The 11,395-nt window shown below is 42.0% G+C and carries 9 protein-coding genes; 4 read left to right on the top strand and 5 right to left on the bottom strand.

What is annotated here, in order from left to right; all coding sequences use genetic code 11:
• Positions 1–191: 191 nt before the first annotated feature.
• Both ACFOUY_RS08890 and ACFOUY_RS08885 read right to left on the bottom strand, forming a co-directional pair.
• Entirely contained in the window at positions 192–665 is a 474-nt protein-coding gene (locus ACFOUY_RS08890; protein ID WP_378960152.1) for a Dps family protein, read from the bottom strand.
• A gap of 127 nt (positions 666–792) precedes the next feature.
• Entirely contained in the window at positions 793–1,581 is a 789-nt protein-coding gene (locus ACFOUY_RS08885) for an alpha/beta hydrolase (protein WP_378960151.1), read from the bottom strand.
• 379 nt (positions 1,582–1,960) lie between these two features.
• Here ACFOUY_RS08885 and ACFOUY_RS08880 point away from each other — a divergent pair, with 379 nt between their 5' ends.
• A complete protein-coding gene (locus ACFOUY_RS08880; protein ID WP_378960150.1) occupies positions 1,961–2,932 on the top strand; it encodes an SLAC1 anion channel family protein in 972 nt (323 codons plus the stop codon).
• A gap of 153 nt (positions 2,933–3,085) precedes the next feature.
• Here ACFOUY_RS08880 and ACFOUY_RS08875 read toward each other — a convergent pair whose 3' ends face one another.
• Genes ACFOUY_RS08875 through ACFOUY_RS08865 form a run of 3 tightly spaced genes read right to left on the bottom strand, consistent with a single transcriptional unit; the run spans position 3,086 to position 8,832 of the window.
• Positions 3,086–4,513, bottom strand: a complete 1,428-nt coding sequence (locus tag ACFOUY_RS08875; RefSeq protein ID WP_378960149.1) for an efflux transporter outer membrane subunit — start codon at positions 4,511–4,513, stop codon at positions 3,086–3,088.
• Between the two features lie 2 nt (positions 4,514–4,515).
• The gene (locus ACFOUY_RS08870; RefSeq protein WP_378960148.1) at positions 4,516–7,683 is read right to left on the bottom strand and encodes an efflux RND transporter permease subunit; all 3,168 of its coding nucleotides are present in this window, start codon (positions 7,681–7,683) and stop codon (positions 4,516–4,518) included.
• A gap of 9 nt (positions 7,684–7,692) precedes the next feature.
• Positions 7,693–8,832 carry an efflux RND transporter periplasmic adaptor subunit gene (locus ACFOUY_RS08865; protein WP_378960147.1) on the bottom strand — a complete coding sequence of 380 codons (1,140 nt, stop codon included), beginning with the start codon at positions 8,830–8,832 and terminating at the stop codon, positions 7,693–7,695.
• A gap of 577 nt (positions 8,833–9,409) precedes the next feature.
• On the opposite strand from ACFOUY_RS08865, the gene ACFOUY_RS08860 reads away from it, so the two are divergent.
• The 3 genes from ACFOUY_RS08860 to ACFOUY_RS08850 all read left to right on the top strand — a co-directional run bounded on the left by ACFOUY_RS08860 (position 9,410) and on the right by ACFOUY_RS08850 (position 11,010).
• On the top strand, positions 9,410–9,625 hold the full coding sequence (locus ACFOUY_RS08860; protein WP_378960146.1) for a hypothetical protein: 216 nt from the start codon (positions 9,410–9,412) through the stop codon (positions 9,623–9,625).
• Between the two features lie 176 nt (positions 9,626–9,801).
• Positions 9,802–10,638 carry a sulfite exporter TauE/SafE family protein gene (locus tag ACFOUY_RS08855; protein ID WP_378960145.1) on the top strand — a complete coding sequence of 279 codons (837 nt, stop codon included), beginning with the start codon at positions 9,802–9,804 and terminating at the stop codon, positions 10,636–10,638.
• Positions 10,639–11,010 (top strand): DUF1634 domain-containing protein, encoded by a 372-nt coding sequence (locus ACFOUY_RS08850; protein ID WP_378960144.1) that lies wholly within the window; start codon positions 10,639–10,641, stop codon positions 11,008–11,010.
• Positions 11,011–11,395 lie beyond the last annotated feature (385 nt).

The raw sequence follows: 11,395 nt of genomic DNA, 5'->3' as shown, positions 1-11,395 counted from the left end.
ATAAATATATGAAAATCAACACTTTAAACCAAAAAATAACATAAAAAAATATAAAAAATTTAAGCAAAATAAAAGGACTGATCATTTTATTTATGATACAGCCCCTTAGCAAATCGAAAATAAATTGAAAGACCAAACTGATTTTTGTTAATTTAGGAAACCATAGTATAAGCAGGGACTTATTTCACAAATTAGGATAAGTGCGCCCGAAGCATCCACGCCATTGTCTCATGCTTTTCCAATAACCCGGTGATGTAATCGCTCGTACCTGCATCCCTTAGGGGACCGGAATAATTATCGATATTCTCCCTAAGATGAATCAATATACTCTCATGGTCAGCAAGAAGAGCCTTAATGTAGCTGACGGCATCATTTTTACCTCGATCATCTTCTGTAAGATGGGTTAGCTCGAGTATTTGCTTTAGTGATGCTGGAGCATAATGCCCAAGCTTACGGATTCGCTCTGCCACCTCATCAACGATAGTTTCCAAATCATTATACTGCTCTTCAAAAAATTTGTGTTTGTTGTAAAAATCTGGTCCCTCTACATTCCAGTGCGCTCTCCTGGTTTTGGTGTAAAGCACATATTCATCCGCAAGAATGTTACTTAGGGAATGTGCAACCTTGGCAAGGTTATCCTGATTGATTCCAATTTTAGCTTCCATTTCTTTATTGATATTAGTTGATTTAGTGAGTATTTATGTATCTATAACCTCATTAGGCCTTTCTGGCTTTAATTTAGATGCCCAATCAAGCTGCCCATAAATATATTGCTGAAGGTATATAGTATACTTAATTGGCGCCTTTTAAAGCAGCAGCAATTATAACTGCTGAAACCTCTTGTGGATGAGTCATGAACACGACATGGCTTCCTTTCATCTGGGTTACAACACTATTTGATCTTTTGTAGCCGTTGAGGGTAATAACCGGATTGATGCTCTTGTCATCCGAGGCTGATATTCCAAATGTTGGCTTGTTTTTCCAGGCGGCTTCGGTCACGCGTGCTGCGAAAGCAGAAGCAGGAATAAATCCTGAGGATGCGAACATAAACTCAGCTGTTTCCTTATTTACATCGGCGCAAAAACCTGCGTGAAACTTCGCTTTTTCATAATAAACATTACCTTTTTGATCAGGTGCCATCAGACCATTTTCCGGTTTTGGAGGTGCACTTCCAGCAAGGTCCAGGGTATTTTCGCCCACTTCCGGCTGAAAAGCATTTACGTAGACAAGCGCCACAACTTTTGCGTTGGCCCCCGCTTGAGTAATTACTGTTCCACCATATGAATGTCCAACAAGCACAACTGGTCCGTCCATCTTGTCTATCGCAAAATTTGCGGCCTCAACATCTTCCTTTAGCGAGGTACATGGGTTTTGCACCAAAGTTACGTTATAGCCCTTTTTGGTAAGCTGTTCATAAACACCCCTCCAGCCTGATGCATCTGCAAAGGCACCATGGACGATCACGATGTTTTTTACAGGCATTCCCTGAGCATTAGTTTTTGAGGTAAAGCAAAAGGTGCATAAAAGGACTAACAAAGCCATTAGATTCCTGAACCAGCTGGTTAATTTTCGTGTTTTCATGTTAAATTGATTTAATTTGCAAGATTTTAATTTTGTACAATATATCCTAAATCAGTGCCAAGACACAAACAACTCATTAACAGCTATTTAAACATAATTTGAATTTATTGATATCGCGGTATATCGACATTTTACAAACCATTAGTTAAATCCCGGAATAGATTTGAGTCATCAGGTGGGTATCTATTTTTTGTTCTCTATTGGTTTTAAGATCCGATTGTTCGCATATCATTCTGAGAGAATAAAAATTGATATCTCGCAGGATCAAATAATACGATAAAGACACAAATTACTGATTTATAACGACATAAACATTGGCACTAAATTTTTACTGTAATAACCTAAAGGAATAAATTTTTAACTAACGATTGCAAAAACAATGAACCTGAATAACTCTACCAAAATTTCATTTATTCAATTTATGCCGGTCAGCCTTTTTGGAAGCGTAATGGGACTGTGCGGATTGTGCTTTTCATGGAGACGTGCAGAAAAATACTGGCATTTTACAGAAGTACCTTCCATAATATTTGGATGGATGGCAGTCGTGTCGTTTATCGCACTGGCTTTTTGTTATAGCGTGAAAAGTATAAAATACCGGGATTTAGTTTCATCAGAATTCAAAAATCCTGTGACACTCTGTTTTTTTGCGACAATTTCCGTCAGCTTATTACTACTACCCGGCGTGATATTACCCTATCTCCCTCTGACTGCAAAAGTCATGTGGATATTCGGCGCCTCAAGTATGTTTCTTTTTGCATGGTACGTCTTTCGAAGCTGGATTGACAATATGCAGGAACAGGAAAAGGCAATGCCGGTCTGGGTTTTACCGATTGTCGGTATGCTTGATTTACCCATAGTGGGTCATCAGATCGACCTGCCTGGTATGAGTGAGATATCAATTATGGCCTTTGGCATCGGATCAATATTTTCGATAATCTTATTGACAATTATAATCAGCAGACTTATCTTCCAGCCCGCGCTGCCCGAGGCCGTCCAGCCCTCGATTTTAATTCTTTTGGCACCGATGGCCCTGGCTTTCACAGTCTACGGACAATTCAAAGGAGTATCCGATACCATTCTGGGTGCACTTTTTTATTTTAACATCTTTTTGCTGCTGGTACTTGGAAGCAAAATATCAATGGTCCTTTATTCCTGTCCTTTCAAGGTAAGCTGGTGGGCGGTGAGCTTCCCCTTATCTGCAGTTACTATTTCTACACAGATATATGCTCAGCACAAACCTGACTGGGTGCATCAGTTATTAGCTGCTGTACTTTTGGTGTTGACTACAGCTGTTATTATCTTTCTATTTTTCCAAACCTTATATAAAATAGCAAAAAGAAAGTTAGCTTAATATTATTAAGAGAAATTGGAGATTTTGAGGGAAGAATAATACTGGCTTGTTGCGGGATTATGCAACACTATTTGCTCCTCAAATATCCCTGACTGCAAGCATATGTTGGCAGAAGTCTTTCACTCAACATGCTAGAGGATACCCTTAAAACCCTTACTTCCAGCCACCTCCAACCGAGCGGTATAGATCCACCATAGCATCTAAACGCTCCTTTTGGAGGTTGGCCAGCTGCAGCTCACTCTGCAGAACATTACCTTGGGCAAGTAGAACCTCTAGATAGCTCGCTAAACCATTTTTAAAAAGTAATTGTGAATTAACAGTAGCATATCTCAGTGTGCTCGCTCGCTGGGCTTCAATGTTTTGCTGCGCTTTTAATTTATCGAGTTTTAACAGTGCGCCTGATACCTCCTCGACAGCGACAAGAACAGATTGCCGGAAGCGAACAATAGAAGATTCGCGTTGTATTTTCGCAAGCTCATACTGTGTGCGCAGTTTCTTCTGGTTAAATATGGGCTGTGTGAGGTTTGCTGCAGCGCTTCCAAACAGGGAGGCCGGGATGTTGAACCAGTTACTGGCTTTAAAAGCATCTAATCCGGTAAGGGCGGTAATAGTCAGTGAAGGATACATTTGCGCCTTGGTGTATCCGACATCCGCATTTGATCTGGCAAGCTCGAATTCGACTGCCCTTACATCGGGCCGATGGCTGAGCAGTTCTGTAGGCACACCTGCACTTAAGCGTTCAGGCAGTATATAATCAGAAAGTTTTTTTGTCCGCTGCACGCTAGATGGAAATTCACCAATGAGCAGGTTGATGGCGTTCTCCTGCAGCGTGATCCGCTGTTGAAATGCCGGAATAAGTTCTTCGGAGGAAAGCCTCTGAGCTACCGCTTGTTCAACAGCAAGAGCACTCACCAACCCAGCATCAAACTGCAGTTTGACAATATTGACAGTGCTGTCGTTAAGCCTTAGATTTTTTTCGGAAATCTCTAGTAATGCATCTAGCATGAGCAGGTTGTAATAACCCTTGGCTACCTCACTTACAATTCTAGTTTGAACGACATTTCTCACTTCCTTGGTTTGCAGGTAACTGGCGAGCGAGGCTGCTTTTTGGCTCTTTATTTTTCCCCAGATATCAGCTTCCCATGATATGTAAGCTGCAAGGCTATAGTCTTGGACATGAGTAGTATTTATTGACTGCTTAAGATTTAAGCTGTTGATACTATTATCAGAGGGGCGATTAATTGAGCTTGTTGCCTGCAGTCCCAAAGCCGGAAGATTAGCAGAACTTACCTGCTGGAAAATAAGTTGGGCAGACTCAATATTTTTTAGGGCAATCTGGAGATCATTGTTTCGCTCGATAGCCTTCGAAATAAGATTGGTCAATTGCTGATCTGCGAAAAAATCCGACCACCTGACCGTAGAAATGGAGTTGGTGTCCATGACTGCAGCAGCATTATTAAAACCTGCTGGAAGATGCATGTCCGGAGCAGGCATATTTTTGGAAACGCTGCAGGACGACCATATACTGGCGGTGAGCATCGCGAAAACCAAAGTGCAGAAATAATATTTAAAGTTCATCATAGCTAAGAGTTTGAAGATGGGTCTGCAACTGATACAACAGGCCTTCTGCTGATTTTTTCCTGGAGGGTCTGAAATACGACAAAGAAGACCGGAATAAATGATAAGCCCAACATCACCCCAAAAAGCATACCGCCCGCAGCAGCAATGCTAATTGAATGATTTCCGTTTGCAGATGGTCCTGAAGCGCTCATCATTGGGATCATTCCGGCAACAAAGGCATAGGAGGTCATAATGATCGGGCGTATTCGGAGCCTGGCAGCCTCGATCGCGGATTTGATAATGGTCTGACCTGCTCTTCTGTGCTGTACGGCAAATTCGACGATAAGGATAGCATTTTTGGAGAGGAGTCCAATCAACATTATGAGCGCCACCTGAACATATATATTGTTTTCGATGCCTGTTAAACCAATCGCTATAAAAACACCAAAGATGCCGTTAGGAATGGAAAGAATTACCGCAAAAGGAAGAATATAGCTTTCATACTGGGCAGACAAAAGAAAATACACGAATACCAAACACAGCGCAAATATGATCAGAGCCTGACTACCAGCGCTAATCTGTTCTTTTGTGAGTCCCGAGAAAGTCTGGGAATAATTTTCGGGAAGGGCGGTTGCGGAGACTTCCTGCACCGCTCTGATGGCGTCACCTGAACTATATCCCTCTTTTGGAAGGGCGGTGAGTGATATGGAGTTGAACAGGTTATAACGGGTTGCTGTCTCAGGGCCGTAGACCCGCTTCAATTTCACCAGGGTATTTAGCGGGAGCATCTCACCGTTTCTTGATTTTACAAAGACTTCGTTCAGTTTTGTCGGGTCCGAACGATCAGAGACGTCAGCCTGCGCTACGACCCTGTAGTATTTGCCAAATCGGTTAAAATCGGAAGCCTGAATACTTCCAAAATAGGTTTGCATGGTTGAAAGAATATCTCTAATTCCGACGCCTAACTGTTTCGCCTTTAATTTATCTATTTTTAGGTCGAATTGGGGATAGTCTGATCGGAAGGTTGTGAATGCGTAGGCAATTTCCTTACGCTTCATCAGGGCAGAAAGGTAATTATTCTCAATATCGCTGAACTTGTTGAGATTAGCATCTCCGGTCCGGTCCTGTAAGACAACATCAAGACCTTCTACATTGCTGTATCCGGGAATGGATGGAAACTCGAATACGAAAAAGTCGAGGCCTTTAACCATTGACATTTTTTGCTGCGCAGCAACCATGATGTCGGGAATACTTTTCACCGGTCCGCGCTGGCTGACCGGCTTTAGGATAATAAATAGTTGAGTTGAGGATGGACTGTTGGAAAAGGTCAGAAAATTAAAGCCCGTTAGGGTATTTACTGCTCTAACTTGTGGCATATCCTCCAGTGATCTTTCGGCCTGGGCGGAAAGCTTTTTCATTCGGTCAAGCGATGCCCCGGGTTGCATGTTTATGGCAATTGCCAAAAAACCAACATCCTCGGTCGGTATGTACCCTGTTTGAGTCTTTTCAACCATTACAGTTGTTACCCCCACGATTAATCCCAATGCAACAAAGCACAGCCACTTAAAACGGATCAGAACATACAGGCTTTTCACATATTTTTGAACCATAAAGCTGAATGCGGCGTTGAAATACATGAAAAATCGCTCCTTAAAGCTGGGCTTCATCAAGCCATCACTTTTCTGGTCATGTGGGCTGCGCAGGATCAGGGCGCAGAGTGCGGGGCTGAGCGTTAAGGCATTCACCGCCGAGATAACTATGGCGATGGCAAGTGTGAAAGCAAATTGCCTGTAGAATAAGCCTGTTGAACCTTTTATCAGACCAACTGGAAGAAACACTGCGGCCATCACTAACGTTATGGAGACAATGGCACCCGAGATTTCATGCATCGCGGCTAAAGTAGCCTCGGCAGGAGCAAGTTTTTCGTGTTCCATCTTTGAGTGTACAGCCTCTACGACCACAATGGCGTCATCGACGACAATACCAATGGCTAACACCAACGCAAATAGAGTCAAAAGATTAATGGTAAAACCAAAAATATCCATGAAAAAAAATGTCCCGATTATCGCTACGGGTACGGCAATCGCAGGTATAAGCGTAGAGCGGAAATCCTGAAGAAACAAATACACGACAATAAAAACCAGGATGAAGGCTTCGATCAACGTATGTTTTACCTGTTCTATGGAAGTATCAAGCGCGGTCTTCGTGTTATAAATGGCCAGGTTATGAACGCCCTTTGGATAATTTTTACTCGCATCACTCAATAATTTGTTGGCCTGGATCTGAATCTCATTTGCATTGGAACCTGGCAATTGTGTCAAGGCTAGGGTAATTCCGGGCTTACCACTTACTGTATTTACGCTGTTATAGGTATATGAACCAAATTCGACCCGGGATACATCTTTGAGTCGCAATGTAGAGCCGTCCGGGTTTGCCCTGATGACAAAGTCTTCATATTCGGCAGGCCTGTTTAGTTTTCCTTCATATTTTATAACATATTCAAAAGATTCCCTACTGTCCTCTCCGAACTTTCCTGGTGCAGCTTCTAAATTCTGATCATCTATCGCTTCCAGCACTTCCCTGGTGGAAAGATGATAAGCCGCCATTTTGCTCGGTTTTAACCAAATCCTCATGGAATACTCCTTATTTCCTCCTATAATGAAGGCCTGACCCACTCCCTCTATACGCTTTAAATCGGGTATGATATTAATATTAGCGTAATTGGTCAAAAACTTCTGATCATACTGACCGGATTTATCACTATATATGGTTTCTACCATAAGTATACTGTTTTCCTGTTTGGAGGTAATTATACCTCTTTGTACCACTTCCGGCGGAAGCTGGCTTGTTGCCTGGGAGACACGGTTCTGTACATTCACTGCTGCCTGGTCCGGATCGGTTCCCTTTTTGAAAAAAATGGAGATCACCAGTGAGCCATCATTACTGGCAACTGAACTGATATAGGTCATATTGTCCACTCCATTAATCGCCTCCTCTAAAGATGGTGCAACGGAGCGAAGGATTGTTTCGGCATTAGCGCCAGGGTAGATAGCGGTTACCTTTACAGCTGGTGGAGCAATATCGGGAAATCTTTCTAACGGTAAACTGTAAAGGCCAATTATTCCCAGAATAACAAGTATAGACGATATCACAGTCGCCAGTACAGGCCTTTCAATAAATCTCTTTAACATATGCTTATATTAATTTTTAACCACGGGTTCATTGCTTATAGGAACCGGTTTGATGAGATCACCTTCATGAAGGTGATCAAAACCGTTAAGCACAATCTTATCACCTGCCTTTAAACCTCCTTTTAATTCTGATTTTATCAGATAGTCTACACCGGATTTACCAATGATGCTGACCAACTGCTTGGAGACCTTATTATGGTTGTCAACAACGAACACAAATGTCTGATCCTGCATTTCCAGGGTAGCGGACTGGGGTACAACCAACTGCCCGCTGAAGTTGAGACCCATTTTGATCTTCCCGGTATTTCCTGCCCGCAGAGTCCTGTCGGGATTGTCGAAAGTCGCCCGAAAAGTAATCGCACCTGTATTGCGGTCGAACTGCCCGTTCACGATATCAACCTTGCCTTTGGTTGCGAAGGTACTGTCATCTGCGGTAAGAAGTTCAACCGGCGGAAGGTTTTTGAGCTTATCCTCAAGTGTCCTTCCTGGATACTGAGTTTTGAAAATTATGAAATCACCCTCCCCCATAGCAAAAAACACTCGCACCTGATTTACCTGCGAGAGCTCTGTCAATGGGGAGGGGTCGCCTGGCCCAACAAGACTTCCCTGCTTTCGAAGCAATCGACCTATGTAACCAGTTGCAGGTGCTTTGATAATGGTATAACCGAGATTGATTCGAGCTGATGCGATATCCGCTTTCGACTGTTCTAGCATACCCTGTGCACTCTCTCTTGCAGCGAGCGCGGTCTTGAGCTGATAATCCGAGACCACATGGTTTTGAACTAGCGGAGTTAGTTTGTCAATTTCGATCTGCGCATGATCGAGGGAGGCTTTGGCAGATTTTAAACTGGCCATCGAATTTTTAAGCTTTTGATCGAAGGGAGCACTTTCAATTCGAAATAACTTCTGCCCTTTGAGCACATACCCACCATCATCCACATAGGTTTGCTCCAAAATGCCGTTTATCTGGGGCCTGATCTCAATATTGAGAATACCTTCGATCGAGGCGGGATAGTTTTGAAAGGTCGTTACTGATTTTTTTGAAACAATTCCTACGGGCAGTTCAGCCAGAGCAGTTTGCTGCTGTTTTTTTTGTGAACAACCAAAAAGGCAGAAGGCCAGTATGGTTAGTGAGATGGAAATTTTCATATCGGATGATTAAGGGTTTACGAAATGTAAATTTAAAAGGCGCTGAAGCTTACTACACACATCGAAACAAGTGATGCCTGCCTTTACATTCACCCAATTCAGTACCAAAAGTTATACACCTGAAAAACAGTTAATTACCAACAAATCAAGTATTTACTTTTAGCGAAATCTCGTTTTATGGATCACACCATTCGAAATAACATCAATTAATTCAGGTATGTAGATAGATTTAGGCTATTCGAATTGGATTTGCTGGGACAGCATGGGGCAAGGGGTGGTATATTGATAAGATAACATCTGCTAAATTAAAACGAAATCAATTCAGCGCTGTTCTCGAAGACATCGAACTCAACAATAAGAACCTCTTTATCAAAGCTTTAGGAAAAACGGACTCAAAAAAAGTTCTTCTTTCTTTAAATTTCATCAATTGGAGGCTAAAGAGCGAAATATGGCTAATAAAAAAAATGCAAGATTAAGGATATAACGCTGTATACCAGCGGAATAAAGAAATGGCATATAGCTTGATTATAAAGTTAAATGGTTATCCTAGTACTTATAACAAAAACAAAATAGACCCATGGAATCAAAAAAAAATCAAAAAGAGGAAGAAAAAGAAGAGGTAAAGGGTTCAGAAGAACAACATCACCATTCACATCCAGAACTGGAACAAGATCATATTCCAGCAAGCGAGCATGAATTTCCCTCTTATGGGCATGCGCAAACTGATTTTGTAACCAGAAACCATGGACGCTCCTCCCATCGCATGACTGATCATGAACCGGGTGGGTTTTAATTACCCTTTTCAAGAATTCCTTAGACAAAGGCTATCAAGGGATAGCCTTTGCTACTCGATCTCAGCCTGGTAATTGCTCCTTCTGTTAGAACACGCTGTTAATTCATTTTTTAGAGTCGGCAATACGCTGACAATCATATAATAGATATCAACCAATTAAATAACGCTTAACGAACATGACTATACTCCTATTAACGGTGACAATCCTGCTGGGCTCTTATTTCGCTGGATTGATTGGCTCAATGACGGGGATGGGAGGTGGATTTATCGTCATACCACTTTTAACGCTCCTTTTGCATGTAAATATCCATTATGCGATCGGTGCTTCCCTACTCTCTGTCATTGCAACCTCATCAGGCGCGGGAGTAGCATATGTTCGCGATGGGGTTGCGAATCTCAGACTGGCCATGTTCCTGGAAATCGCAACCACTGCCGGAGCTATGGCAGGGGCATTATTGTCTGTTTATGTACCCGTTAATATTATACCCATTTTAATCGGCGCTATTTTAATTTTCTCTTCAATTATGTCATTGCGCAGCAAAAAAGAGATTTGTTGCGAAGATGTTTCGAAGTTGGCAGAGCGGCTAAATCTTAATGGAACCTATCAGCTTGATAAGCGGCAGATAAAGTATAGCGTTGTCAATGTGGTGGGAGGCTTCTTCGCTATGCTGTTTGCCGGGGTGACCTCAGGTCTGCTCGGGATCGGTTCTGGTGCGTTAAAGGTTTTTGCTATGGATACCGTTATGCGCGTTCCATTTAAAGTCTCCACTACCACGAGTAATTTTATGATTGGGGTAACCGCCTCTGCAAGTGCAGTGGTCTATTTCCAGCGTGGTTATATTGATCCGGTTATTTCTATGCCAGTTGCAATTGGCGTAATACTTGGATCTTTAACTGGAGCAAAGTTACTAACCAAAATAAGTTCACCGAAACTGTTGCGTTTAATATTTGCTTTTGTTGTCGCCCTCCTTGCCGTCCAAATGATTTATGAAGGCATTAAATCGCATAAATAAATGAAAAAACTGACAAAAAACGGACTTCAGGCCTTCATCGGAAATGCGCTCAGGATTGGGGTAATTACTTCGTTCTCATTTATCCTCTTTGGCGGCATTAGTTACCTGATTGCCCATGGAAGTCACTTTAGTGACTTTACATCATTCAAAATTTATACGGTGCCTTTAAAAGAAATGTTTAAAGGGGTGCTATCGCTCAATTCCAAATCAATTATCCAGTTGGGCATCATTATACTTATTGCCACCCCAATCATGCGTGTTGTCTTTTCTGCAATTAGTTTCGCACTGGCAAAGGATATCCTGTATACTGGAATTACCTTGCTTGTTTTGCTAATCATTGCCTTTAGCATGATAAGCGGCTATACTGGCTAGTTCAAAGGCCGTATCTCTAAAATATTAAAAAAATTACAGCACTATCAGAGCTACCGCTGTTGAACCTCTAGGTATTTGATTATTAGATCCAAAAGTTTTCGATTTTGAAAAAGTTCATTTTTTCCAAAAAATAGACCAAAACGGTTGAAGCAAATATTTTACCCGAATATTTCTGTAACTAAAGGTTAACATCCCTCTCACATCTATTTTAGTGTTACCTTTTTTGCTGTGAAAAACTGGTCGCATCAGCAAAAGCACCTACTTCGGGGTGCGATGTAATTCTTGGTACCGGGTAGATCCGTTCAATATCTTCTAAAGCTTTGCACAGTCCACCGCTACTAGTGTCTGAGGCTCAAATCAGTATAGGTTATTTTGACAGTGGCGA

It is taken from the genome of Pedobacter jamesrossensis (assembly GCF_042650905.1).
GTDB lineage: Bacteria > Bacteroidota > Bacteroidia > Sphingobacteriales > Sphingobacteriaceae > Pedobacter > Pedobacter jamesrossensis.
Note: the sequence above shows the minus strand (reverse complement) of the source record. Positions and strands in the feature narration are given on the sequence as shown.

What these genes read in the sequence shown, in the direction of transcription:
- ACFOUY_RS08890 (WP_378960152.1), bottom strand. Translation starts at nt 665, where the DNA reads ATGGAAGCTAAAATTGGAATCAATCAGGATAACCTTGCCAAGGTTGCA.
- ACFOUY_RS08885 (WP_378960151.1), bottom strand. Translation starts at nt 1,581, where the DNA reads ATGAAAACACGAAAATTAACCAGCTGGTTCAGGAATCTAATGGCTTTG.
- ACFOUY_RS08880 (WP_378960150.1), top strand. Translation starts at nt 1,961, where the DNA reads ATGAACCTGAATAACTCTACCAAAATTTCATTTATTCAATTTATGCCG.
- ACFOUY_RS08875 (WP_378960149.1), bottom strand. Translation starts at nt 4,513, where the DNA reads ATGATGAACTTTAAATATTATTTCTGCACTTTGGTTTTCGCGATGCTC.
- ACFOUY_RS08870 (WP_378960148.1), bottom strand. Translation starts at nt 7,683, where the DNA reads ATGTTAAAGAGATTTATTGAAAGGCCTGTACTGGCGACTGTGATATCG.
- ACFOUY_RS08865 (WP_378960147.1), bottom strand. Translation starts at nt 8,832, where the DNA reads ATGAAAATTTCCATCTCACTAACCATACTGGCCTTCTGCCTTTTTGGT.
- ACFOUY_RS08860 (WP_378960146.1), top strand. Translation starts at nt 9,410, where the DNA reads ATGGAATCAAAAAAAAATCAAAAAGAGGAAGAAAAAGAAGAGGTAAAG.
- ACFOUY_RS08855 (WP_378960145.1), top strand. Translation starts at nt 9,802, where the DNA reads ATGACTATACTCCTATTAACGGTGACAATCCTGCTGGGCTCTTATTTC.
- ACFOUY_RS08850 (WP_378960144.1), top strand. Translation starts at nt 10,639, where the DNA reads ATGAAAAAACTGACAAAAAACGGACTTCAGGCCTTCATCGGAAATGCG.